The sequence below is a fragment of the Longispora sp. NPDC051575 genome, assembly GCF_040681875.1.
GTDB lineage: Bacteria > Actinomycetota > Actinomycetes > Mycobacteriales > Micromonosporaceae > Longispora.
The window spans coordinates 360,528-385,299 of sequence record NZ_JBFAZP010000003.1 but is presented as its reverse complement, the minus strand read 5'-3'; the positions used below and the strand labels follow the sequence as shown (position 1 = coordinate 385,299).

The 24,772-nt window shown below is 74.6% G+C and carries 22 protein-coding genes; 15 read left to right on the top strand and 7 right to left on the bottom strand.

What is annotated here, in order from left to right:
• Window positions 1-72: 72 nt before the first annotated feature.
• From ybaK to AB0M43_RS09325, 3 genes are all read right to left on the bottom strand, one after another.
• Window positions 73-552, bottom strand: coding sequence for a Cys-tRNA(Pro) deacylase (gene ybaK / locus AB0M43_RS09335; RefSeq protein ID WP_363722704.1), 480 nt, complete (start codon window positions 550-552; stop codon window positions 73-75).
• A gap of 99 nt (window positions 553-651) precedes the next feature.
• Complete coding sequence (locus AB0M43_RS09330; protein WP_363722703.1) at window positions 652-963, bottom strand: hypothetical protein; 312 nt, start codon at window positions 961-963, stop codon at window positions 652-654.
• A gap of 78 nt (window positions 964-1,041) precedes the next feature.
• Window positions 1,042-1,470 (bottom strand): nitroreductase family deazaflavin-dependent oxidoreductase, encoded by a 429-nt coding sequence (locus AB0M43_RS09325; RefSeq protein ID WP_363722701.1) that lies wholly within the window; start codon window positions 1,468-1,470, stop codon window positions 1,042-1,044.
• 78 nt (window positions 1,471-1,548) lie between these two features.
• Between AB0M43_RS09325 and AB0M43_RS09320 the strand changes: the two genes are divergently transcribed.
• The 11 genes from AB0M43_RS09320 to AB0M43_RS09270 all read left to right on the top strand — a co-directional run bounded on the left by AB0M43_RS09320 (window position 1,549) and on the right by AB0M43_RS09270 (window position 15,864).
• Window positions 1,549-3,678, top strand: coding sequence for a DUF262 domain-containing protein (locus AB0M43_RS09320; RefSeq protein ID WP_363722699.1), 2,130 nt, complete (start codon window positions 1,549-1,551; stop codon window positions 3,676-3,678).
• Between the two features lie 168 nt (window positions 3,679-3,846).
• The gene (locus AB0M43_RS09315) at window positions 3,847-5,124 is read left to right on the top strand and encodes a hypothetical protein (RefSeq protein ID WP_363722697.1); all 1,278 of its coding nucleotides are present in this window, start codon (window positions 3,847-3,849) and stop codon (window positions 5,122-5,124) included.
• Window positions 5,121-6,095: a glutamate ABC transporter substrate-binding protein gene (locus tag AB0M43_RS09310; RefSeq protein ID WP_363722695.1), complete on the top strand. Its 975-nt coding sequence runs from the start codon at window positions 5,121-5,123 to the stop codon at window positions 6,093-6,095. Before AB0M43_RS09315 ends, AB0M43_RS09310 begins: the two co-directional genes overlap by 4 nt.
• Window positions 6,092-7,306: a hypothetical protein gene (locus AB0M43_RS09305; RefSeq protein WP_363722693.1), complete on the top strand. Its 1,215-nt coding sequence runs from the start codon at window positions 6,092-6,094 to the stop codon at window positions 7,304-7,306. The genes AB0M43_RS09310 and AB0M43_RS09305 overlap by 4 nt, the downstream gene beginning before the upstream one ends.
• On the top strand, window positions 7,303-9,510 hold the full coding sequence (locus AB0M43_RS09300) for a tetratricopeptide repeat protein (RefSeq protein WP_363722692.1): 2,208 nt from the start codon (window positions 7,303-7,305) through the stop codon (window positions 9,508-9,510). Before AB0M43_RS09305 ends, AB0M43_RS09300 begins: the two co-directional genes overlap by 4 nt.
• Window positions 9,507-10,574 carry a protein phosphatase 2C domain-containing protein gene (locus AB0M43_RS09295; RefSeq protein WP_363722690.1) on the top strand — a complete coding sequence of 356 codons (1,068 nt, stop codon included), beginning with the start codon at window positions 9,507-9,509 and terminating at the stop codon, window positions 10,572-10,574. The genes AB0M43_RS09300 and AB0M43_RS09295 overlap by 4 nt, the downstream gene beginning before the upstream one ends.
• A complete protein-coding gene (locus tag AB0M43_RS09290) occupies window positions 10,571-11,860 on the top strand; it encodes a VWA domain-containing protein (RefSeq protein ID WP_363722688.1) in 1,290 nt (429 codons plus the stop codon). The genes AB0M43_RS09295 and AB0M43_RS09290 overlap by 4 nt, the downstream gene beginning before the upstream one ends.
• Window positions 11,861-11,871: 11 nt before the next feature.
• A complete protein-coding gene (locus AB0M43_RS09285; protein ID WP_363722686.1) occupies window positions 11,872-12,690 on the top strand; it encodes an FHA domain-containing protein in 819 nt (272 codons plus the stop codon).
• A gap of 141 nt (window positions 12,691-12,831) precedes the next feature.
• Entirely contained in the window at window positions 12,832-13,755 is a 924-nt protein-coding gene (locus tag AB0M43_RS09280) for a pentapeptide repeat-containing protein (RefSeq protein ID WP_363722685.1), read from the top strand.
• Between the two features lie 193 nt (window positions 13,756-13,948).
• On the top strand, window positions 13,949-14,485 hold the full coding sequence (locus AB0M43_RS09275) for a GNAT family N-acetyltransferase (RefSeq protein ID WP_363722683.1): 537 nt from the start codon (window positions 13,949-13,951) through the stop codon (window positions 14,483-14,485).
• Between the two features lie 179 nt (window positions 14,486-14,664).
• A complete protein-coding gene (locus tag AB0M43_RS09270) occupies window positions 14,665-15,864 on the top strand; it encodes a cytochrome P450 (RefSeq protein ID WP_363722681.1) in 1,200 nt (399 codons plus the stop codon).
• A 51-nt stretch (window positions 15,865-15,915) separates the two neighbouring features.
• Here the strand turns inward: AB0M43_RS09270 and AB0M43_RS09265 are convergent, their stop codons facing one another.
• The 3 genes from AB0M43_RS09265 to AB0M43_RS09255 all read right to left on the bottom strand — a co-directional run bounded on the left by AB0M43_RS09265 (window position 15,916) and on the right by AB0M43_RS09255 (window position 18,548).
• Window positions 15,916-16,938 carry a saccharopine dehydrogenase NADP-binding domain-containing protein gene (locus tag AB0M43_RS09265; RefSeq protein WP_363722679.1) on the bottom strand — a complete coding sequence of 341 codons (1,023 nt, stop codon included), beginning with the start codon at window positions 16,936-16,938 and terminating at the stop codon, window positions 15,916-15,918.
• A 130-nt stretch (window positions 16,939-17,068) separates the two neighbouring features.
• Window positions 17,069-17,632, bottom strand: a complete 564-nt coding sequence (locus AB0M43_RS09260) for a F0F1 ATP synthase subunit B (protein ID WP_363722677.1) — start codon at window positions 17,630-17,632, stop codon at window positions 17,069-17,071.
• 121 nt (window positions 17,633-17,753) lie between these two features.
• On the bottom strand, window positions 17,754-18,548 hold the full coding sequence (locus AB0M43_RS09255; RefSeq protein WP_363722675.1) for a UbiA family prenyltransferase: 795 nt from the start codon (window positions 18,546-18,548) through the stop codon (window positions 17,754-17,756).
• Window positions 18,549-18,621: 73 nt separating this feature from the next.
• On the opposite strand from AB0M43_RS09255, the gene AB0M43_RS09250 reads away from it, so the two are divergent.
• The 3 genes from AB0M43_RS09250 to AB0M43_RS09240 are packed head-to-tail and all read left to right on the top strand — an operon-like array spanning window position 18,622 to window position 21,454.
• On the top strand, window positions 18,622-19,290 hold the full coding sequence (locus tag AB0M43_RS09250; protein ID WP_363723332.1) for a methyltransferase domain-containing protein: 669 nt from the start codon (window positions 18,622-18,624) through the stop codon (window positions 19,288-19,290).
• A complete protein-coding gene (locus tag AB0M43_RS09245) occupies window positions 19,287-20,429 on the top strand; it encodes an acyl-CoA dehydrogenase family protein (protein ID WP_363722673.1) in 1,143 nt (380 codons plus the stop codon). The genes AB0M43_RS09250 and AB0M43_RS09245 overlap by 4 nt, the downstream gene beginning before the upstream one ends.
• The gene (locus tag AB0M43_RS09240) at window positions 20,423-21,454 is read left to right on the top strand and encodes a type III polyketide synthase (protein WP_363722671.1); all 1,032 of its coding nucleotides are present in this window, start codon (window positions 20,423-20,425) and stop codon (window positions 21,452-21,454) included. Before AB0M43_RS09245 ends, AB0M43_RS09240 begins: the two co-directional genes overlap by 7 nt.
• A 177-nt stretch (window positions 21,455-21,631) precedes the next feature.
• Here the strand turns inward: AB0M43_RS09240 and AB0M43_RS09235 are convergent, their stop codons facing one another.
• Window positions 21,632-22,735 (bottom strand): glycerophosphodiester phosphodiesterase, encoded by a 1,104-nt coding sequence (locus AB0M43_RS09235; protein ID WP_363722669.1) that lies wholly within the window; start codon window positions 22,733-22,735, stop codon window positions 21,632-21,634.
• Between the two features lie 178 nt (window positions 22,736-22,913).
• Between AB0M43_RS09235 and AB0M43_RS09230 the strand changes: the two genes are divergently transcribed.
• Window positions 22,914-24,608, top strand: a complete 1,695-nt coding sequence (locus tag AB0M43_RS09230; RefSeq protein WP_363722667.1) for a hypothetical protein — start codon at window positions 22,914-22,916, stop codon at window positions 24,606-24,608.
• Window positions 24,609-24,772 lie beyond the last annotated feature (164 nt).

Genomic DNA, 24,772 nt, shown 5'->3' with positions numbered 1-24,772 from the left:
GAGCCGGACCCGCCCGGTCACCGGGTCCCGGAAACCGGAGCGGCCGGGAACGTGAGGTGCGGCCCGCCCGGCCTAGGGTGCCGCGATCGGCGCGAGCACCGCGTCGGTCAGCGCCACCAGGTCGGCCGGCGACAGCTCGATCTCCAGCCCCCGACGCCCGGCGGACACGTACACCGTGGCGAAGTCCCCGGCGGAGCTGTCCACCACCGTCGGCAGCCGTTTGCGCTGCCCGAGGGGGCTGATCCCGCCCCGGACGTACCCGGTGGTCCGTTCGGCGAGCACCGGGTCGGCCATCGCCGCCCGCTTGCCGCCGACGGCCGCCGCGAGTCCCTTGAGGTCCAGGCTGCCGGTGACCGGCACGACGGCCACGGTCAGCGCGCCGTCCACGTCGGTGACGAGGGTCTTGAACACCCGCCCGGCCTCGACGCCGAGCGCCTCGACGGCCTCCGCGCCGAACGACGCCGCCCCGGGGTCGTGCGGGTACTCATGCACCACATGGGTCAGTTTCCGCCGCGCGAGCAGCGCGGTCGCGGGTGTTCCTCTGCCGGCCACCCGCTGATTCTGCCGGACGGGGCGGGGGTCCGGGCCGCCGGGCCGGGCCGGGCGCGGCGACCCGGACGTAGACGCCCGGGCCGGGGTGGGAGGGCGCGGCTACTGGAACTGGACCCGGATGTCCACGACCGTGTGCTGCGGGATGCGGGTGAACGACACCTCGCCGGGCGCCACCCACGGACCCCAGACCGGGATGTAGCCGACCTCGGCGAGGAAGTGCTTCTCCAGTACCCAGATGCGGTGTTGGCCCGTGCCGCCCGAGCAGTAGCTGGAGGCGGTCCGGGCGCCCAGGTCGAGGGTGTAGGAGCAGCCGGTGGGGGTGGCCGACGCGGGGCCGCCCGTCCCTGCGAGCACTCCGGCGGTCAGGGCCGCGCTGAGCGCGACGGCGGAGGTCCATCTTCTCGTGGTCATCTGCGGCTCCAGCGATCGTTTAGGAATCCTTACTAATTCCGGGTCACAGTATCTCCACAATGGACACCAGTCAATGCGTCAGGCCCGCTCGACGACCACCAGCGGGATCTCCCGCCCGGCGACCTCCTGGTACGCGTCGTACCGGGGGAACCGTTCCGCCATCAGCCGCCACAGCCGGTCCCGCTCCGCCCCGGACGCCGTGCGCGCCGTGCCCGCGAACCGGTCCGCCCCGACCTGCAGCTCCACGGCCGGGTCGGCGGCGAGGTTGAGGTACCAGGCGGGGTGCCGGGGGGAGCCGCCGTCGGAGGCGACCAGCAGGTGGCGGTCGCCGTCGCGGCCGTAGATGAGCGCGGTGCGCCGGCGGGTGCCGGTCCGCCGGCCCCGGGTGGTCAGCAGCAGGATGTCGTTGCCGTGCAGCTCGCCGCCGTCCCGGCCGTCGGTGTCGGCGTACCGCCGGATGTGCTCGGCCACCCACGCGACGGGGCTGTCAACAATGTCGTCGGTCATGGGTGACAGTCCAACACGATGCGGCGCCGCGCGCCTCCCATGACTAGGCTTGCCCCTCTCACCACAAGGGGGCCATCCGTGCAGGCGCAGACGCTCACTCCGGCAGAGATCTTCGGACACCACACGCGGTACGTCGTACCACTGTTCCAGCGACCGTACGTCTGGAACCAGGTCGACCAGTGGGAGCCGCTCTGGTCGGATGTGCGGACCGTGGCGGACCTTCTCCTGGAGGCACCTCAGGGGTACGGCGCCCCACCGGTCCCGGCGCACTTTCTGGGGGCCATCGTCCTGGACCAGCCAGCCACCCCGACCGGATACATCACGGCCCGGCGCGTGATCGACGGTCAACAGCGCCTCACGACGCTCCAGCTTCTCCTCGACGCGGCCCAGTTGGTCATCCAGGAGCTCGGGGCGCCGAGAGACGCGCAGGCTCTCAGAATCCTGGTGCTGAACGATCCGAGTATCGCGCAGAACGACGACGAGGTCTTCAAGGCGTGGCCGACGGACTGTGACCAGGACGCGTTCCGGGCAGCGATGTCTGACAGCCTGCCGGTGACGCCGGAGCAGGCGGGCACGCCGATCGTCAGAGCCCACCAGTTCTTCGTCGACCAGATCACGGCATGGGCCCAGTCCGGCCCCCAGGAGGTCGAAGCCCGACTCAACCGGCTGACCATGGCCCTGCGCAGCCACCTGAAGGTCGTCGTGATCGACCTTGAACCCGGCGACAACGCGCAGGTCATCTTCGAGACGTTGAACCACCGGGGCGTACCCCTCCTGGCCGCCGACCTCATCAAGAACCTGTTGTTCCAGGTCGCGGAAGCACAGTTCCTGGACGTGCGGAACCTCTACGACAAGTACTGGGCCCCGCTGGACCGCGACTACTGGCGCCAGCGGGTGGCCCGTGGGCGGCAGTACGTTCCGCGCATCGACGTGTTCGTCAACTACTGGCTGGTGATGCGGCTTCGCAAGGAGGTGCGGGCCGACCGGATCTTCGCGGACTTTCGCGACCACCTTCGCCGGGACCAGCAGAACGTCGAACACCTCCTCGCCGAACTCGCCGCCGACGCGGTGATCTTCGAGCGCATGGAAGCGTTGCCGGCGAGGTCTGTTCCGGGACGGTTCCGGTACCGCGTGATCCAGGCGATGGACTCGGCGGTGGTGACGCCGGTCTTCCTGTGGCTGCTCCGCTGGCCGGAGGCGGATCTGCCCCTCGCCCAGCGGGACAAGGCACTGGGCGCCCTGGAGAGCTGGTTCGTCCGACGCGCACTGTGCCGTCTGACCAGCAAGGACGTCAACCGTCTGTTGCTGGACCTCCTCGGGGAACTGCACCGGGTCGGACCTGCGGTCGCGGGGGACACCGCCGAGTCGTTCCTGTCCGGCCAGCAGGCCAATTCCCGGTTCTGGCCCTCGGATCAGATGGTCGCGGACGCGGTACGGGTCGCGCCCATGTACAAGGCGCTGGTCAGGGCACGGATCCGGATGCTGCTGGAGGCGCTGGAGGACGATCGCCGTACGGACTTCAGCGAGGGGGCACTGTGTCCCCGGAACCTCACGGTCGAACACGTGCTGCCCCAGGCGTGGCGGGAACACTGGGACGCGGACGGACTCGACGAGGCGGCGGCTGTCCGCCGTGACGGCCTCGTCCATACCATGGGCAACCTGACTCTCGTCAACAAGAAGCTCAATCCATCGATGTCGAACAGGCCGTGGACCGCCGCGGAATCGGTGTCCCGGGGCTTGGGCGGTGCAGGAAAGCGTGACCAGCTTCTAACGCACAGCACGCTGAAACTGAACGCCGACATCGTGGCAGATCACCCGGACGCCTGGACCGAGGGGACGATCCAGGCGCGTACGGCGGACCTCGCCGCGAAGCTGTGCCGGATCTGGGCCCGCCCGACCTCGGCGGTCGTACCGGAGGGTGGCGTACTGGAACTGGCCGCGGACCTCCCGGAGGAGGAGATGCCCGCGGCAGTCCACGGCTTCCGGCCGTTGACGGAGTGGCTCCAGGCGCAGAGCGCGGACACGCTCCCGGTCACATTCACGGAGCTGGAGGACTTCCTGGGGGCTCCACTACCCGAGTGGGCGCGGACCCTGGCCCCCTACTGGTACTCGGGCGGGGACGACCTCCTGCTGGCCCTCGCGGCGGCCGGGTTCAAGCCGACGCGGGTCGACCTCACCGACGAGAGCCTGGTGTTGGTGCGGACCTGAGCGGGCGAACCCTTCGCGGGACGCCGAACCCGTCCGGACCGGGCGGGCAAGGTACCCGTCGGAAGGTCGGCACGGGTATTGACCTCGATCAGGAGGTCGGGGACACTGCCTGACACGGGGAAGGGCGATGCTGGCGTGCCCTCCTGTGCCGACCAAGGAGGATGGTGCATGCCCACTGTGCTCGAACGGGCCCGGACCGCCGCGGCGCACAGCCCCTCCCGGCTCCGGTCCCTCGGGGCACTGACGGTCGCCGGACTCCTGCTCCTGGGCCTGGTGGGCGGGGTCACCATCGACAACCGGGCCACCGCGGCCCGTGACCTGGCCACCCGCAGCGAGCCCCTGTCCCTCGACGCGCAGGAGCTCTACCGCTCCCTGGCCGACGCCGACGCGACCGCCGCCAGCGGGTTCCTCTCCGGCGGCGTCGAACCCGCAGAGCTCCGCAAAAGGTACGACGCGGACATCGCGCGGGCCATGGCCAGCCTGAGCCACGCCACCGAGGTGGGCGGCGCGGACGCGGCCGGGTTCGCCGAGGTCGCCCGGAACATCCCGGTCTACACCGGACTGGTCGAGACGGCCCGGACGAACAACCGCCAGGGCCAGCCGGTCGGCGCGGCGTACCTGCGGGAGGCCTCCGGGCTGATGCAGAACAGCATGCTGCCGGCCGTGAACCGCGGCTACCGCGCCCAGAACGCCCGGGCCGCCGCCGACGCGGACGCCGCGAGCGCGTTCCCCTGGTGGCTGGTGCTCGTGACCCTGCTCGTCGGGGCCGGGCTGTTCGTCGGCCAGCGCGACCTGGCCCGGCGTACCCGTCGGATCCTGAACCACGGTCTGGTCGCCGCCACCCTCGCCGCCGCGCTCGCGCTCGGCTGGGCCGTGGTGGGGCTCGGCGCGGAGTCCGTGCACCTGTCGACCGCGCGGTCCGACGGCCTCGACCAGGTGAACGTGCTGTCCGAGATCCGGCTGCTGGCGTTGCAGGCCCGCGCCGACGAGAGCCTCACCCTCGTCGCCCGGGGCACCGGCAAGTCGTTCGAGGAACGTTTCCAGCAGACGACCGCGAAGCTGTCCGGCTCCGGCGGCCTGTTCGCGAAGGCGAAGCGGACCGCCCCCGACGACGCGGCGCGCGGCCTGGTCACCCGGGCCGAGGAGTCCCACCAGGCCTGGCTGCGGGCCCACGTCAAGGTCCGCGAGCTCGACGACAGCGGCGACTACCCGGGGGCGGTGCGGGTCGCGATCGGCTCCGACCCGACCTCCGCCGCCGCCGCGTTCACCCAGCTCGACACCGGCCTGGACACCGCCATCAAGGAGAGCCAGACCACCTTCGCGAGGTACGCGGCGAAGGCGCGCGGCGCGGTCGGCGGGGCGGGGATCGGCTTCGGGCTGCTGTGCGCGCTCGGGGCGGCCGCCGCGGCGTGGGGCGTCGGTCAGCGGCTCAAGGAGTACCGATGAAGAAGTCCTTCGTGCTCGTCGCCCTGGTCCTCGGGCTCGCGGGCTGCTCGGTGTCCGCGCCGGGCGCCACCCCGCTGCCGTCCCCGGTGCCGCCCCGACCGGTCGGCGTCGTCGAGGGCCCCGCGGCCGTCCCCAGCCCCGTCGCGCCGGGCGCCGTGCCGGAGTGCGACCCCCGGGCCAGCCTGCGCCCCGACGGCCCCCTGCCCGCGCCGGGGCAGATGCCGGCCGGGTCGAGCATGCGCCGGATCCAGGACCGGGGCCGGCTCATCGTCGGCGTCGACCAGAACGCCTTCCTGTTCGGCTACCGCAACCCGGCCACCGGCCAGCTCGAGGGCTTCGACGTCGAGATGCTCCGCGCGGTCGCCCAGGCCATCTTCGGCGACCCGAACGCCATCACCTACAAGGTGATCACCCAGGCCCAGCGCATCCCGGTGATCACCTCCGGCGAGGTGGACATCGTGGCGAACACGATGACGATCACCTGCGGCCGGCTCCAGCAGGTCCACTTCACCACGGTGTACTACGAGGACGGCCAGCAGGTCATGGTCCAGAAGGGCTCCGGCATCAAGGGCCCCGAGGACCTCGGCGGCAAGCGGGTCTGCGCCTCGAAGGGCACCACCTCGATCGCGGAACTCGCCGTGCTGCCCGCCAAACCGGTCCTCGTCGCCGTGGACAACTGGACCGACTGCCTCGTCATGCTCCAACAGGGCCAGATCGACGCCATCTCCACCGACGCCGGCATTCTCGCCGGCCTGGTCGCCCAGGACCCGAACACCGAGATCGTCGGGAAGGCGTTCACCGAGGAACCGCACGGCATGGCGATCAGCAAGTCCAACCCCGACCTGGTCCGGTTCGTCAACGCCCTGCTGGAGAAGACGAAGGCCAACGGGGAATGGGCCGCCAGCTACCGGCGCTGGCTGGAGACCCGGATGGGACCGCAGCCCCCGCCCCCGGCGAAGTACCTGCCGTGACCCGACCGTTCCCCGCCGACCAGGCCGACGAGGCGCTCGGCCGGTTGACCGCCGAACACGACCGGATCTCCGCGACCCTGCTCGAACTCGACGCGCACCCCACCCGCCGGATGCTCGACGTCGTCGTCCTGTCGGGCCAGACGGCGCGGCGCTGGACCGTCGCCCGGGCCGGCCTCGACCAGCTCTGGCGGCTGTACGAGGCCTACCAGGGCGTCCTGCACCACGCCCGCGAGGTCCGCGCCCGCCGGGGCCGGCCGAACGCCGACGACCTCGCCGAACTGGCCACCCTGCTCCTGGGCCGCTCGGTGTGGCTGGTCGGCCCGGACGTGCCCCTCGGCCAGCGCAGCCTGGCGGGCCCGACGGCCGTGATCGAGGAGCTGAGCCTGGCCGAGGCGGTGGGCCGGATGGAACAGTCGTTCGCGACGGCCTCGGGCCTCGTCGCGGCCGTCGACTTCGTGTGGACGGAACTGAACCCGCAGCTCACCGCCCTCGCCGACCGGCTGGCCTCGACGCACCGGCTCGCCGGGGACCTCGGCTCGGTCGTGGACCCGGCGCTGGAACGCGACCTGGAGGCGCTGCGCGCGAACCTGCTGGCCGACCCGCTGGCGTTCGTCACCCCCGAGGGGCCGGACCGCTCGACCCTGGACCGGCTGGCCGCCCGGGTCACCAGTACGCACGCGGGCCTGGAGCGGGCCGCCCGCAGCCGCGACGAGCTGGAGACCCTGGTCGAACGCCTGGAGGCGGCCCTCGCGGAGCTGGCCGACCGGGAGGCCGACGCCGCGAGGGAACACGCGACGGCGGTGGAGAAGATCTGCGCCCCGCCGGTACCGGACCCGCCGAGGGTGACCGGCCCGCTGCGGGCCCGGCTCGACGCGCTGCGGCTCCTCGGCCAGCGCGGCAGGTGGGCGCTGCTCGCCGAGGAGGCCGACCGGGTCACCGAGGCGCTGCGGGTCGCCGGGGCCGCCGTCGCCGCCCGCCGGGCCGAACTGACCGGCCTGCTCGACCGGCGCACCGAACTGCGGGGCCGGCTGGCCGCGTACCGGGCCAAGGCGCACCGGCTCGGGCTCGCCGAGGACGCCGAACTCGCCGGCCGGCACGAGGAGGCCCGGGTGCTGCTGTGGACCGCGCCCTGCGACCTGGAGGCCGCGGCGGCGGCGGTCACCCGGTACCAACGGGCGGTCCTCGCCCGAGACTACGGAGGCACCCGATGACGATCTGCGACCGGCCCGGCTGCGGCGGCACCGTCGAGGACGGCTACTGCGACGTCGCCGGGCACGCCTACGGCACGGCCCCCGCGTCCGCCGCCGTCTCGACCCCCACCGCGCCCGCGACCCTCGGGCTCAGCTCCGCGCGCGGCTCCCGCAAACCCGGCTCGGGCCGCACGTCCGGCCGGACCGTCGGGCGCGGCCGGCTCGGCGCGGGCCTGATCGACATCCCGCCGGTGCCGTACCGGGACCCGGCCACCGCCGTCCTCGACACCGCCGAGGTCCCCGAACGCAAACGGTTCTGCAGCCGGTGCTCCGAACCCGTCGGCCGGGCGGCGGGCGGCCGACCGGGGCGCACGGAGGGCTTCTGCAAGAACTGCGGCCACGCGTACTCGTTCACCCCCAAGCTGCGCCGGGGCGAGCTGCTCGGCGGCCAGTACGAGGTGCTCGGCCCGATCGCGCACGGCGGCCTGGGCTGGATCTACCTCGCCCGGGACCGCAACGTCAGCGACGCGTGGCGGGTGCTCAAGGGCCTGCTCGACTCCGGCGACGCCGACGCGATGGCCGCCGCCGTCGCCGAGCGCCGGTTCCTCGCCGAGGTCGACCACCCCAACATCGTGAAGATCTACAACTTCGTGCAGCACGTGGACGCGAAGTCGGGGGAGAACGTCGGCTACACCGTGATGGAGTACGTCGGCGGCCGGTCGTTGCGCGACATCCTCCTCGACGAGCGCGCGGCCGGCGGGCACCAGGGGCCGCTGCCGGCGGAGCGGGCCATCGCCTACATGCTGGAGATCCTGCCCGCGCTCGGCTACCTGCACCAGCGCGGCCTGCTGTTCTGCGACTTCAAGCCCGACAACGTCATCCAGACCGAGGAGCAGCTCAAACTCATCGACCTGGGCGGCGTGCGCCAGATCGACGACCTGGACAGCGCCATCTACGGCACCGTCGGCTACCAGGCGCCCGAGATCGCCGACGAGGGCCCGTCGGTCAGCTCCGACCTGTACACCGTCGGGCGCACCCTGGCCGTGCTCAGCCTCAACTTCCAGGGCTACGCGACCAACCGGTCCGACTCGCTGCCCCCGGTGTCGGCGACCCCGGAACTGGCCGACGCCGAGTCCTTCCACCGCTTCCTGCGCCGGGCCACCCACCTCACCCCCGACCTGCGGTTCGCGACGGCCGCCGACATGGCCGAACAACTCACGGGGGTACTGCGGGAGCTGCTCGCCAGCCGCGACGGCCAGCCCCGCCCGGCCGTGTCCACCCTGTTCGGCCCCGAGCAGCGCGTCGCCCCCGCCGACCCGGACCCGGCCGAGGCCGCCGCGTGCCTGCCCGTACCCCTGGTCGACGGCACCGACCCGGCCGCCGGCTTCCTGGCCAGCATCACCGTCACCGACCCGGCCGAACTCCTCGCCCTGCTGGCCGCCGCGCCCAGGACCACCCTGGAGGTGACCCTGCGCCGGGTCCGCGCCCTGCTGGCCACCGGCGACGTGCCGGCCGCCACCGCCGAACTCGACGGCGTCCCGGCCGACGAGGCGCTCGACTGGCGGGTCGGCTGGTACCGGGGCGTCGCCGCCCTCACCGCCGGCGACACCACGGCCGCCGCCGCCCTGTTCGACGCCGTCTACGACGCCCTGCCCGGCGAGGCCGCCCCGAAACTCGCGCTCGCCGCCACCGCCGAGTGCGCGCGCGACCTGCCCACCGCCGACCGGTACTACGAACTCGTCTGGCGCACCGACCGGTCCTACGTCGGCGCCGCGTTCGGCCTGGCCCGGGTCCGGGTCGCCGCCGGCCGGCACGTGGCCGCCCGCGAGGCCCTCGACGCCGTCCCGCACACGTCCAGCCACCACCTGGTCGCGCAGCTCACCGCGATCAGCGCGCACGTGTCCAGCCGGTCGGCCGCCGACCTGTCCGCCGCCGAACTGCTGTCCGCCGGCGCCCGCCTGGAGGCGCTGACCGTGGACGCCGAACGCCGGGGCCGGATCAGCGTCGACCTGCTCACCGCCGCGCTCGCCTGGCACTCCGAGGGCCGCCCCGGCGGGGACGCGCCGCCCCGGGCCCGGCTGCTCGGCACCGGCCTCACCGAGACGGAGCTGCGCACCGGCCTGGAGGGCGCCTACCGGACCCTGGCCCGGCTCGCCACCGACCCCGGCACCCGGGTGGCCCTCGTGGACCAGGCCAACGCCGTCCGCCCGCGGACGTGGGTGTGACCGCCGTGCTGAGCTGCCCGGGCTGCGCCGAACCGGTGGGGTCCGGCGACGGGTTCTGCGAGGCCTGCGGCCGTTCCCTGAAACCGGCCCCGGCGTGCGCGCGCTGCGGCGTCGGCACCGTGGACGACGACGGGTACTGCACCGCGTGCGGCGCGCGCCAGCCCGGGCCCGGGGACCACGCCGAGGTGGATCTCGCCGACGTCGCCGGGGTGACCGACCGGGGGCTGCGGCACCACCGCAACGAGGACGCGATGGCCGTGGTGCGCACCGACGGCGGGGTCGTGGCCGTGGTGTGCGACGGGGTGTCGGTGTCGCCCCGGCCGCAGGACGCCTCGCGGCTGGCGTGCGACACGGCGGTGGCGGTGCTGGCCACGGGGTTCGACCCACCGGCCGGGTCCGCCGACCGGACGGACGCCGCCCTGCCCGCCGACATCCCGCTGCCGCGCGCCGGGGACTCCGCCCCTCTCGGAGCCGATGCTCCGCTGGCCGGAGACGGTTCCGGGGCCGACGCGACCGCCGAGGCCGCCACCCGCGAGGCCGCCCTGAGGGCCGCCGCCGCCGTCGCGGCCCTCGGCACCCCCGAGTCCGCCCCCGCCTGCACCTATGTGTCCGCCCTCGTCCGGGGCGGCACCTTCACGGTCGGCTGGATCGGCGACAGCCGCGCCTACTGGCTCCCCGCCGACGGCGCCCCCGAACTCCTCACCGTGGACGACTCCTGGGCCGTCGAGATGGTCGCGCACGGCCTGATGACCGCCGAACAGGCCAACGCCGACCGGCGCGCGCACGCCATCACCCGCTGGCTCGGCGCGGACGCCGGCCCGGTCGGCGCGCGCGTCGTCACCCGCAGCCCGACCGGCCCCGGGACCCTCCTGCTGTGCAGCGACGGCCTGTGGAACTACCTGCCGACGGCCGAAGCCCTGGCCGCCCGGTACGCCGACCTGACCGGCCCCGCAGTGGACCGTGCCCGGGCGCTCGTCGGGCACGCGCTCGCCGCCGGCGGGCACGACAACATCACCGTGGTGCTGCTGCCCGTCCCGACGCCCCCCGAGGAGGACCCGTCATGACCGAGTTCCAGGTCGAGGTCGACCAGAACGAGTACCTATCGGACGGGGCGAGCACCGTCGACGCCATCGCCACGGTCACCTCCACGGGACAGGCGTCCACGGGCGTCGCGCCCCGGGCCGCCGAGATCATCGTGATCGACCGGTCGGGCTCGATGGAGTACCCCCCGACGAAGATCAAGGCGGCGAAGGAGGCCACCCGCGCGGCCATCGACGCGCTGCGGGACGGCACCCTGTTCGCCGTCATCGCCGGCTCCTCGTCCGCGCAGATCGTCTACCCGCGCGTCCGGGGCCTGGTCCCGGCGAACGCCACCACCCGCGACGAGGCGAAGAAGGCCGTCCAGGGCGTCAAGCCCGGCGGGGGCACCGCGATCGGCAGCTGGCTGACCCTCGCCCGCGAACTGTTCCTCCCGCACACCGACGCCATCCGGCACGTCATCCTCCTCACCGACGGCAAGAACGAGAGCGAGCCGGCCGTCGACCTGCAACACGCCCTCGACGCGTGCGCGGGCGTGTTCGTGTGCGACGCCCGGGGCATCGGCACCAACTGGGTCGTCGACGAGCTGCGCCGGATCACGACGGCGCTGCTCGGCTCGTTCGACATCGTCGCCGACCCGGCCCACCTCAAGGACGACTTCCGGGCCCTGATGACCCACGCGATGGGCAAGGCGCACGGCGACATCCGGCTGCGGCTGTGGACCCCGCGGGGCGCGACCGTGAAGTTCGTCAAGCTCGTCGCCCCCGAGGTCCGCGACCTGACCGGCGGCAGGATCGACGTCAGCGCCCAGATCGGCGACTACCCGACGGGCTCCTGGGGCTCGGAACGCCGCGACTACCACGTGTGCGTCGAGATCGCCCCGGGCGCGGTGGGGGAGGAGATCCTGGCCGGCCGGATCCGCCTGGTCGAGGTGGCGGCCGACGGCACCGAGCAGATCCTCGGCCAGGGCCTGGTCCGCGCCGTGTGGACAGACGACCTGGTGCTGTCCACCCGCCTGCATCCGTCCGTCGCGCACTACACCGGCCAGGCCGAACTGGCCGACGCCATCCAGGAGGGCCTGGAGGCCCGCCGCGCCGGCGACACCGACACGGCGACCTCGAAGCTGGGCAAGGCCGTGAAGCTGGCCGCCGAGACCGGCAACGAGGCGACGTCGAAGCTGCTGAAGAAGGTCGTGGACGTCCTCGACGCCGACACCGGCACGGTCAAGCTCAAGCCCAAGGTCAGCGCCGAGGACGAGATGACCCTCGACGTCGGCTCGACCCGCACCGTGCGCACGAACAAGAAGAACTGACGGGGGTACCGATGCCGACCTGCCCGAACGGCCACGAGTCCGCCGACGCCGACTACTGCGACGTGTGCGGGGCCCTGATCGGGGGCGCCGCGCGGCCCCCGTCGGGCGCTCCCCAGGGCGGCGTGTCCCCGTCGCCGGCTGTCGGAGCCGGCACGTCGGGCCAGTCGTCGTCGAGTTCTTCGGGCCCGACCGGCACGGCGGCGTCGGGCCACGTTGCAGGTGCGGCCGACGGCCGGGGACCGGGCCCCGCTCCAGGGGCAGCCCCGGCCGCCGACGCGCCCTGCCCCGAATGCGGCGACCCCCGCACCGGCCGGTTCTGCGAGACCTGCGGCTACGACTTCACCGCCAGCGGCACCCCGCCCCGCGCCCGGCCCGCGCCGGCCACCCAGGGCCAGGCGCCCCAGCCCCCGGCACCCGGCCCGACGCCCGGCCAGTGGAGCGTCACCGTCACGGCGGACCGCGCCTACCACCGGGCCGTCGCCGACCGCGCCGACGACGACTCCGAAGAGGTGCCCTTCCCGGCGTACTGCCCGGAGCGCCGCTTCGCGCTCACCGGCGGCCAGCTCCTGATCGGCCGCCGGTCGCGCTCCCGGGGCATCGTCCCCGACATCGACCTGACCGGCCCGCCCGAGGACACCGGGGTGTCCCACGTGCACGCGCTCCTGGTGGCCACCGCCGACGGCTGGGAACTGGTCGACCCCGGCTCGACCAACGGCACCCGGCTCAACGGCGCCGAGGACCCGCTCGCGGAGAACACGCCGGTACCCCTCTCGGACGGTGACCGGATCCACGTCGGGGCCTGGACGACGATCACGGTCCACGCCGCCTGACCACACTCGCACCCGTCGTGGCCCCGGGCACCCCCCACGCCCGGCCGGGGCCCCGGGCACCCCCCACGCCCGGCGTCCCCGGCACCGGTGGCCCGGCCGGCCCTGACAGGGCGTCCCGGGACGTCCCGGTAGACTCCGCCGGTGTCCGAGGAAGCCCAGCCCGCGCCCGCCGACCCCGCCGGGCGGAGCCTCCTGAACCTCCGTGCCGACTGCGCGAACTGCTTCGGGCTGTGCTGCGTCGTCCCGGCCTTCGCCGCGTCGGCGGACTTCGCGATCGACAAGCGCGCCGGCCAGCCGTGCCCGAACCTCCAGCGGGACTTCCGGTGCGGCATCCACACGAACCTGCGGGACCGGGGGTTCCCGGGCTGCACCGTGTACGACTGCTTCGGCGCGGGCCAGAAGATCGCCCAGGTCACGTTCGGCGGCCACGACTGGCGGGAGCGCCCCGACACTCGGGAGCGGATGTTCGCCGGCTTCACGGTGATGCGCCACCTGCACGAACTCCTCTGGTACCTGACGGAGGCCCTCGCCTGGCCCGCCGCGCGCCCCGTGCACGCGGACCTGCGCCGGGCCCTCGACCACACGGAGCGGCTCGCGGCCGGCGACGCCGAGGCCCTCGTGGCGGTCGACGTCGACGCGCACCGCGGGGCCGTCAACGTCCTGCTGCTCCGGGCCAGCGAACTGGTCCGCGCGGGCGTACCCGGCAGGCGTCTCGACCGTCGGGGAGCGGACCTGGTCGGCGCGGACCTGCGGACCACCGACCTGCGCGGCGCCCACCTGCGGGGCACGCTCCTGATCGGCGCGGACCTGCGGGGCGCTGACCTGGCGGACGCGGACCTGATCGGCGCCGACTGCCGGGGTGCGGACCTGCGCGGCGCCGACCTGTCCGGGAGCCTGTTCCTGACCCAGTTCCAGGTGAACGCGGCCCGGGGCGACCTCGGCACGAAGCTCCCGCCGGCCCTGACCCGCCCGCCGCACTGGGACCCGACCACGACCCCCGGCTCCGCCCCGCGCCCCACCTCCGCGACCCCCGCCGGCCGGGCGCGACGCCCCCGGCGCCGCTGACGGCGCGCTCCCGACCACCGGGCGCCGCTGACAGCGCGCCTCGACCATTGGCGCCGCTGACGGCCCGTTCTCGACCACCCGGCCGGCACCAGGATCCGGTCGGACGGCGTCGCACCACGGGCGCCCGGCCCGTCACCCCCGTCGCGTCCATGGGGATCCGGATTGCCGTTGACGCTCCGGAGACGATGGTGGGATGCGGGAACTACTGACGACCCCGGCCGGGTACCGGTTGCGGCCCTGGGCGGTCACCGACGTCGACGCCGTGCTGGAGGCGTTCGCGCCGCCGGAGATGCTCCGCCAGTCCGGGGGCACGCCGATCGACTCACCCGGGGCCGCCGGTGCGTGGCTCCGGGCCCGGCGCGCGGCGTGGGACAGCGGCTCGGGCTACTCGTGGGCCGTCGTCGACCCGGCGGGCGCCGTCGCGGGCAATGTCGCGGTGTCCTCGGTCGACCGACGGCACGACACCGGCTGGGTGTCCTACTGGACCACGCACGCCGCCCGTGGCCGGGGCGTGGCCGGGGCCGCCACCCGCGCGGTGGCCGACTGGGCGCTGACCGACCTGGGACTGTTCCGGCTCGAACTCGGCCACCGCGTCGACAACCCGGCCTCGTGCCGGGTGGCCCGCCGGGCCGGGTTCGCGGTCGAGGGCCTCGAACGGGCGAAGCTGCGCTACGACGGCACCCGCCACGACGTCGAACTCCACGCCAGGCTCGCCATCGACCCGGCCTAGGGCGCGAGGGCCAACGGCGTCACCGCCTCCCGTGACCGGCCGCCGGTCAGACACCCCCGGTCGACCACGCGCCGCCGGTACCCGGAGAAATGCGCTCTTCGGGGTCGCTCGTCCGCACTATCCATGAAGGACTGATATCCGGGTAGCATGGGTTGATCATCAAAGGGGAGGAGTTGTCCGTGACGACTGCCAATGCCGAGCTGTTCACGCCCGCTTTCCAGGCCGACCCCCATCCGGTGTACGCGAGACTCCGCGCGGAGGAGCCCGTGCACCGCGTGACACTCCCGGGCGGGAACCTCGCCTGGCTGGTCACCCGCTACGACGACGCCCGCCAGGCCCTGTCCGACCCGAGGCTGGCCAAGGGCGGCCTGCTCACCCCCACCGGCCCGAACGCGTTCATGGACCCGGCGGTCATCGCGGCGATGAGCACCCACATGCTCACGGCCGACCCGCCGGACCACACCCGGCTGCGCCGCCTGGTGTCGGCGGCGTTCACCCACCGCCGGGTGGAGCTGCTCCGGCCCAGGGTGGAGGAGATCACGGCCGGGCTGCTCGACGCGATGGCCGGCCGGGACGAGGTCGACCTGATCGACGCGTTCGCGTTCCCGCTGCCGATCCAGGTGATCTGTGAGCTGCTCGGCGTGCCGGCCGAGGACCGGGACTCGTTCCGCGAGTGGTCGGACACCATCGTGGCGGGCGTGATGTCCGGCGACCGGCTGCCGTGGGCGTTCGCGTCGATGCTCGCCTACCTGCGGGAGATGCTGGCCCGCAAGCGGGCCGAGCCGGCCGACGACCTGGTCTCGGCCCTGATCAGTGTGCGCGAGGAGGGCGACGCGCTCACGGAGAACGAACTGACGTCCACCGTCTTCCTGCTGCTCATCGCCGGCCACGAGACGACGGTCAACCTGCTCGGCAACGCCGTCCACGTGCTGTTGTCGCGGCGCGAACGCTGGGAGGCGCTGCGGGCCGACCCAGAGCTGCTGCCGAGCGCGATCGAGGAGTTCCTGCGGTACGAGAGCCCGGTGGAGACCGCCACGTTCCGGGTCGCCGTCGCCGACGTCGAGCTGGGGGGTACGACGATCCCGGCCGGCGACGCGGTGCTGATCGGGCTGCTGGCCGGCAACCGCGACGACCGCCGGTTCGCGGCCGCCGGGGAGTTCGACCCGGCGCGCGGGGACAACGCGCACCTGGCGTTCGGGCACGGCATCCACTACTGCCTGGGCGCGCCGCTGGCCCGGCTGGAGGCGCGGATCGCGCTCGGCGCGCTGCTCGCCCGGTTCGGGGACCTGCGGCTGGCGGTGGAACCGCAGGAGCTGCTGTGGCGGCCGGGGGTGCTGATGCGGGGCCTGGTCGGGCTGCCGGTCACCGGTCTGGGCTGATCCGGAGCCGCACCCGTGCCCGCTCGTGGCACGGGTGCGGCCCGCCGGCTGTCAGGCGGTGGGGGCCGAGCCGAGCGTCACCCCGTCGAGTTCCAGGACGAACCCCGCCCCGAACGCCGTCGACGGCGTGTGGAACCCGGGCGCCAGCCCCGCCATCCGGGGCACCGCGCGCAGCACCGCGTCCGCCGTCAGGTCGTACGCGTTGGGCGTGACCAGGGTGTCCGTCGCCGTCCGACCGTCCGGGTCGCGCACCTCGCCCCACACCTCGGTGCGGGTCCGGGCCCGGGTCGCCGCCGAGGGCCCGGTCATCGTGGTCCGCACGAGCCGGTCGGCGACGGACCTGGCCCAGGGCAGTTTGAGCAGCGCGGGCCCGACCCCGGCGGCGGCGGGCAGCGCCGTGTAGGTGGTGATGTTCGGGATCCCGGTGCTCCGGTACGCCGTCGCGAGGTCGCCCCACGGGATGGCCGACACGGTCCGGGCGCCGGACGGCAGCGGCACGGACCGGGTGACCGCGCCCCCGGTGACGGGCACGAGCCGGCCCTCGACGCGCCGCCACATGACCCCGCCGCCGGACAGCGCGGTGCGCGCCGTGCCGCGACTGAAGCCGCCGCCGGCCACGAACGCCAGCTCCAGGCTGGTCGCGCCGGGCAGCCGGGCGTGCAGCATGGCCGCGAGGCAGTCGGTGGGCACCACGTCGAAGCCGGCGCCGGGCAGCAGGGCGACCCCTGCGGCGGCGGCCTCGGCACGCCGGGCGTGCAGGGCCTCGAACACCGCGATCTCGCCGGTGATGTCCAGGTAGTGCGTCCCGGTGGCCAGGCACGCGTCGACCATCGGCGCGGCCGTGGCGTGGAACGGGCCCGCGCAGTGCGCGACGACCGCGACGGCGCCGAGGTGCGCGGCGGCGTCGGCCAGGTCGAAGGCGACGTGGTCGAGGCCCAGTTCGCGGGCGAGCCGGGCCACGGGTTCGGCGGAGCGTCCCGCGAGGACCGGGCGTTCGCCCCGGGCGACGGCGAGCCGGGCGACGAGTTCGCCGGTGTAGCCGTTGGCGCCGTAGATCATCCAGTTGTCCGTCACCCCGCCAAGCTACTCGCAGGTAGCCATCCGGGGCCAGATCCAGACCAACCCCGATCAGAGGGGTACGCGTCCCGCGCGGCCGGTCCGCCGTCGATGCCCGCGCCCACGGACTCCGCAGTCCTCCGGCTTCTCAGTGAACGTCGGCCGATTCCGATTCCGTCTTCTGCGCCGGCACCTGAACGGGCGCAGCCGCCACCCCGGGCGACCTCGCGGGCGTCGCCACCGCCTCCCCGAGCACCCGGGACGCCAGCTCCGCCGCGATCCGGGGCACATGGACATCGAGCAGCTCCCGCCGCACGGCCTCGTATTCCCGCAGCAGCCGTTCCCCGCCCTCCGCGAGCAGCCGGTCCCGTTCGACCACCGCGCCCGCCAGCACCCGGTCCCGCTCGGCGTACGCCAGGGCCGCCGCGTACCCCCGGATCTGCCGCGCCTCGGACCGGGCGTCGGCGAGCACCCGGTCGCGTTCCTGGCGCACCCCGTCGGCGTCGGCCCGGGTCTGCGCGGCGGACGCGAACTCGCCCTCGATCACCAGCTCCCGGATCTCGGCGATGTGCGCGACCGGGGGCAGCACCCAGCGCAGCAGCACCCAGCACAGCAGTCCGAACGACAGCGCGCCGACGATCAGTTCGGCCGGTTCCGGGTACAGCGGGCCGAGGAGTTCCCGGACGGTGTCGGCGGCGAGGGGCACGACCATCGCTCCAATCGGGACGAGTCAATGGCGAAGATGCTAGTGCGTGCGGCGCCGGGACCGGACGCGGGGACACCTTCCGGAAATGCACGTGCGAAACACCACGAAGAGGAGGCCTCCCGGCACGCTACGACACCAGGAGCAGCAGCACGTCGGCGAGCGCCACGGCCAGTACCGCCCGGAAGGCCGCGCGTGACCCGGGGACCCGCCCGGCGTACAACCCGAGGGACAGGACCACGGCGGCGGTGCCGGTCACCGCCCACCCGAACCAGGTCGGCGGCCCGGGCGGCCCGAACGCGAGCACCGCCGAGGCCGCGAACAGCCCGGCGGCGGCGAGGACCCGGCTGGCCGGTGCCCCGATCCGGTGCGGCAGCCCCCGCACCCCGGTGGCCACGTCGTCGGCCAGGTCGGGCAGCGCGTTGGCGAAGTGCGCGCCGAACCCGAGCAGCCCACCGGCCGTCATCAGCCACCACGGCGGCGTGCCGTTCCCCGCGAGCACCACGAACGCGGGCAGCGCCGCGAACGACACCAGGTAGGGCACGGGGGACAACACGGTCCGCTTGAGGGGCACGTTGTACAGCCACGCCGACACGAGCGCCAGGGTCAGCACGGCCGCCGCCCGCCACCCGGACAGCAACGCGAGGGGTACGGTCGCCAGCCCCGCGACCAGCGCCGCCACCCCGACGGTCCGCCGGGACACCTGGCCGGCCGCGACGGGCTTGTCGGTCCGGCCCACCCGGGCGTCCCGGTCGGCGTCGAGCCAGTCGTTGCCCCAGCCCACGGACAGCTGGCTGGCCAGCATCGCGACGGCGACGGCCGCCACCCCCGCCCAGCCGAGCCCGACGTTGACCCCGAGCAGGGCCGTGACCAGCGTGACGGCGAGGGTGGGCTCCGGATGGCAGGCCCGGATCAGGGGAGACACACCCGATAGTGTGGGCCCCGGGCCGCGCGCGTGCCACTCTGGACGGGTGCGTCGCCCCCCGAACGACCTCGGAATGTACGACGACCTCGCCGACGAGTGGTGGAAACCCGCCGGGGTGTTCGCCATGCTGCACTGGCTCGCCGCCGCCAGGGCCCGGCTCGTCCCGCCCGCGACCCGCCCCGGGGCCGTGCTCCTGGACCTGGGCTGCGGCGGCGGCCTGCTCGCCCCGCACGTGGCCGGCAAGGGCTACCGGCACGTGGGCTTCGACCTGGTGTCCAGCGCCCTCTACCACGCCGGCCGGCACGGGATGGCACCGGTCCGCGCCGACGTGTCCCGCCTCCCGGTCCGGTCCGGGTCCGCCGACGTGGTCAGCGCGGGGGAGATCCTCGAACACGTCACCGACCTGGCGGCCACCGTCGCCGAGGCGTGCCGAGCGCTGCGCCCCGGCGGGACGCTGGTCCTCGACACCCTGGCCGACACGGCGCTGTGCCGGCTGGTCGCGATCACCCTCGCCGAACGGGTCGGCGGCGCGCCGCGGGGTGTGCACGACCCGGCGCTGCTGGTCGACCCGGCCCGGCTGGTCGCGCTGTGCGCCGCGCATGGCGTCGAGCTGGAGGTGCGCGGCATCCGGCCGTCCCTCGCAGGGCTCGTCCGCCGGGCCGCCGGAGACCCCGGCCCGGTGCCCATGGTCCCCACCTTCACGACCGCCGTCTTGTACCAGGGAAGAGGAGTCAAGTCGTGACCGATCTCGTCCGCACCGCCGAACGGCTGGCCCGGGGGTTCGCGCCCCGGGCCGCCCAGCACGACGCGTCCGGGGCGTTCCCGGCCGCCGACTTCGCGGACCTGCGCGCCGCCGGGCTGCTCGGCCTGATGGTGCCGGCCCGGCTCGGCGGCCTGGGCGCGGGCTTCGCGGAGTACGCGGCGGTGGCCACCGAACTCGCCCGGGGCAACGGGGCCACGGCGCTGGTGTTCAACATGCACGCCTCGGTCACCGGCGCGCTCGCGCACACCCCTGACTCCCTGGTCAGGGCCCTGGGCGCGCCGGAGTCCTACTTCGAGGCCCGGGACCGGATCCTCGCCGGGGCCGCGAACGGCGCGCTGTACGCGGTGGCGATGAGCGAGCGGGGCGCGGGTTCGCGGCTGTCGCAGCTGCGCACCTCGTACACCAGAGTCGAAGGGGGTTTCCGGATCACCGGGTCGAAGACCTTCGTCTCCGGGGCCGGTCACGCCGACGCCTATCTCGTGGCGGCCCGCGACGGCGAGGAGGTGTCGCAGTTCCTGGTGCCGGCGGGCGAGGGCCTGCGGGTGGAGGAGACCTGGGACGCGCTCGGCATGCGGGCCACCGGCAGCCACGACCTGCACCTCGACGTCGTGGTCGGCGAGGACGCGCTGCTCGGCGGCCTGGAGGGCCTGGCCCTGCTCGCCGCCCAGCTGATGCCCCAGTGGCTGGTCGCCTCCTACGCGGCGGTCTACGTGGGCGTGGCCCGCGCGGCCATCGACGCGGCCGTGGCGCACCTGGTGGAACGGAACCTGCACGAACTGCCCGCCGTGCGCGCCCGGATCGGCCGGGCCGACGCCGCCGTGGCCGCCGCCGCGCTCGTCGTCACCGAGGCCGCCCGCCGGGTGGACGCCGCCCCCGGCGACGACGCGACCAACGTCTGGGTGTGGCGCGCCAAGCTCCTCGCGGGCACCACCGCCGCCGAGGTCGCCGCCTCGATGCTGGAGGCCGCCGGCACCTCCGCCACCCGGCGCGGCCACCCCCTGGAACGGCTGTACCGCGACGCCCGGTGCGGCTCCCTGCAACCGGCCACCTCCGACGTGTGCGCCGACTGGCTGGGCGTCGTGGCGCTCGGCGGCGACCCGAACCCGGGCCGATGGTGATCCCCACGGTCGCCGGCCTCGGCATCGCCCTGCCGCCGGCCACCAGCCAGGACGACCTCTGGCACGGCTACTTCCACCGGCACTTCAACGGCTCGGCCCTGGCCAAGCGGATGTTCGCCAACGCCGGGGTCGACCAGCGGCACACCGTGCTCAACCCGATCGGCGAGGACTTCTCGGGCGCCTCGACGGGCGAACGGATGCGCCGGTACGCGGCGGAGGTCGTCCCGCTCGGCAAGTCCGCCGTGGTGGCCGCGCTCGCCGACGCCGGGGTGGAACCCGGCGACCTGGGGCTGCTGGCCGTGGCCACCTGCACCGGGTACACGACGCCGGGGCTGGACATCCTGCTCGCCCGGGACCTGGACCTCGACCCGGGGCTGCGCCGCCTGACGATCGGTCACATGGGCTGCTACGCGGCGCTGCCGGGCCTGGCGTCCGTCGCCGACTACGTGGCCGCCTCGGGCCGGCCGGCCGTCCTGCTGTGCGCCGAACTGACCAGCCTGCACGTCCAGCCGCCCACCACCCAGGTCGACCAGATCGTCTCGCACGCCCTGTTCAGCGACGGCGCCGCGGCCGTGGTGGTCACCCCCGGCGGCCGGGGGTACGCGATCGAGGGCTTCGCCGCCCGCACCGACCCGGCCACCGCCGACCACATGACCTGGGAGGTCACCGACCACGGGTTCCGGATGGGCCTGTCGCCCCGGGTGCCCGACGTCCTGGAGGAGCACATCGCGCCCCTGGTCGATGAGTTGCTCGGCGCGCGCGGGCTGGACAGGTCCGACGTGGACGGCTGGGCGCTGCACCCGGGCGGGCCGGGCATCCTGGCCGCCGCCGCGAAGGGGCTCGGGCTGCCGCCGGGCGCGCTGCACGCGTCCCGGGAGGTGCTGCGCGAGCACGGCAACTGCTCGTCGGTGACGGTGCTGCTGGTGCTGGAGGCGTTGCGCGCGGCGGGCGCGTCGACGGTGGTGGCGGCGGCGTTCGGCCCGGGCCTGACGCTGTACGGGGGACTGCTGCGCCACACGGGCTGACCGGGGGCGGCGGCCGTGGTCGCGCCGGGCTCCGACCTCGCGGGACGACGTCGACCCGACGGTGGAACACAGGACGGCGTCGCCCCGGCGAACCCGCCGGAGACGCCGGACGGCGGCAACTCGGGGGAGCTGCCGCCGTCCAGCGCGGAACCGGCGCTGCGGAGATGGGTCGCGCGCTCAGCGCCCCGCGAGGTCCCGGGCCAGTACCCCGATGTCCGGCATGTCCGTGAACAGGCCGTCCACTCCGGCGCGGTGGAACGCGATCTGCTCGTCGATCGCCCGCCCGTAGGCGTTCGGGTCGGTGCCCGTGCGGTAGTCGGCCGGCAGGAACTGGTTCTCCGCCCGGAACGTGTACGGGTGCACCACCAGCCCGGCGGCGTGCGCGTCGGCCACCAGCGGCGACGGCGTCCCGAGCGTGCCGTCCGCCCTGCGCGGGATGACCAGGCCCTTGTCCGGCCCGATCCCCGACACGAACCGGCTGAGCTCCCCGAGCCCGGCCGGCGTCAGGTAGCTGGCGTAGGACCGGGTGTCCCCGAACGGGCCGCCCGCCGCCGAGGCGAGGAACACCAGACGGGTACGGATCTTGTGCACGTCGTGCAGGTCCCGCAGGTTCGCCGCCTCGAAGGACTGCACGAACACCGGCGCGGTCGGCTTGTTCAGCCCGTTGCGCCGGAGCGCCTCGGCCAGCGGCTTCTCCAGCTCCAGGCCGATCGAGCGGAAGTAGCTGGGGTGCTTGGTCTCCGGGTACACGCCGATCTCGCGGCGCAGCTCCTTGCACAGCCGGTCCTGCAGGTCCAGGACCTCCTGGAACGTCGGCACCTGGAACAGGCCGTTGTAGAGCGTGTTGCGCTGCCGGACGGCGGGCAGCCGCTCCACGGCGCGCAGGGTCTTGAGCTCCGCCAGGGTCAGGTCCTCGGTGAACCAGCCGGTGACGGTCACCCCGTCGATCACCTTGGTGCGCTTGCGGGCCGCGAACTCGGTCCGGGTCGCCACGTCCGTGGTGCCGGAGATCTCGTTCTCGTGCCGCGCGACCAGCACGCCGTCCGAGGTGGACACCAGGTCGGGCTCGATGAAGTCCGCGCCGAGCCGGGCGGCCAGCTCGTAGGAGGCCAGGGTGTGTTCCGGGCGGTAGCCGGACGCGCCCCGGTGGCCGATCACGAGGGGCCGGTCCGACGGCTTCCCGGGGGCGGCGGACGCCACCTCCGACGCCAGAACCGGGGCCGCGAGGGCGGCACCGGCCGCCAACGCTCCCATGCGCAGTACCTGCCGACGATCGGCCACAGCTCCTCCAGGGTGTCTTCGTCCTACCTGGCCGGAGTCAACGCGCCCCCGGCGACGCGGCGCGAAAGCGCGGGTGAACGCCGACCGAATACGCGCCACACTCGCCGGGGTCCCGTGCCCGCACCGCGGGTGCCTCGTTGTCCGTGATGGTCGGGCTGGCGGCGGAGGGAGTGCACGGGTGCGGTGGGACACGGTGTTCGTGGAGCGGTACACGAGGCTGGTGCGGGCCGCGTACGTCATCGACGCGGGTCAGCGCAACCACGCCGCCCGCTGGGACCGGGCCCACCGGGTGGCCACCGCCGCCGCCCCCGCGCACCGCTGGCGCTCGTCGGCGGGCACCGTCGAGGAGGTGTACGCCGTCCTCCTCGCCCGGGTCGTGCGCACCGCCGTCGGGGGCCACCGCGCGCGCGGCCTGCGCCTGACCCGCCCCCGGGCCACCGCGTTCATCGGCGGCATCGAGCACGCCACGGTCGACGTCCGGCTGGCGGAGGCGGAGCCGGCGGTGCGCGCCGCGTACCTGCTGCTCACCGTCGAGGACGTGGCCGCCGGTGAGGTCCTGACGGCCGCCGGGGTGCCCGACGTCGACCGGGTGCTCGCCGACGCCCGCGCGCTCGCCGACACCCTGGGTCTCGACCACGAGGAACAGCGACGGGTACTCGACGGCATGGCCATGAACCCGGCCGTCGCCCGGCTGTCCGCGCCCGCCCCGTCCCAGGTCCGCCGGGCCCGGCGCGCCCCGCTGGTCGTCCTCGGCGGGGTGGCCGTCCTGCTGGCCGCGTCCGGTTTCCTCGTCCCGGACCGGGCCGTGCGCACCGAGGCCGCCGTGCGCCCGACCGAGCCGGTGGCCCCGTCCGTCCGCCGGGCCGCCGACACCGCCTGGCAGGGCGCCGGCCGGCCCCGGCTCGTGGTGTGGCCGGCGACCGGGGACCGGCGGGCCGACACCGCCCTGGTCGCCGAGGCCGTCACCCGCTGGCAGGTCGGCGCCGCCCAGTTGCTGTACGCCGGGAACGTGGACGGCACCGCCGTGGTGGTCCTGACCGACGGCTCCCGGCTGGCCCGGTACACGGCGGGCACCGGGGCGCTGGACGTGAGCCCGGTCGGCGACGACGACGTGTACGGCTCCAGCGCGCTGACCCTGACCCCCGGCCGGTACGCCGTCGCGCCCTGGATCTCCAAGGTCGAGCAGCTCACGGCGGCCGGGGAACGCCGCCCGGTCCCCGTCACCGGCGGCGTCACGGCCAAGGTGTCCGACGTCGGCCCGTGCGGCCGGGGCCCCCTGCTCCGGCTGACCGCCACGTCCCCGACCGCCACCGCGCTCACCGTCGCCGACGGGGGAGGAGTGGCCCCCGCCCACGCCATGTACCTGCCCTCGGAGCTGCCCAACCCGGTCGCCCGGCCGCACGAACTGGACAGCCCCGGCGCCGTCGCGGCCTGGGCGCAGGCGGGCTGCCGGTTGCCGGCCGGCGCCCGGTACCGGACCCTCACGCTCTGGGAGTTCGCCGTGACCCCGCTGCCCGAGGGCCGGACCGGCCGGTGGCTGTGTCTGCGCGGGGACGACGCGTCCGGCGGCAGCGCGGTCACGGTCCTGCTGCTCAGCGGCACCGAGGTCCGCCCCGTCGACACCGCCGTCGACACCGCCCTGTGCACCCGCCGGGTCCCCGACCTGGCCGCCGTCACCTGGTGGCGGGCCCCGTCGGGCTCGTGGTCGGCCGTCGCGGCGGCGAGTAGGGGAGTGGACCGGTTGGAGCTGGCCGGCCGGTCCGGGGACAGATCGGTGACTGCCGGCCCGTACCCCACCCAACCGGCCGCCCTCCCGGCGGTGCGGGCCTCCCGGGACGGCCGGGTGGTCCAGGTCGTCGGTCGGCCCGCCTGATGCTGTGCTGTGCGTCACACTGAGAACACCATGGGTGAACCGACCGTGACGCCGATGAGTAATCGGACAAATCAACTTCGTTTTGTTGTTGATTTGAGTCGATTACAGGCATTGCCGTGCCCGTCGCGCCCCCTCTACGGTGAGATGGACGTTTGCTAGCACCT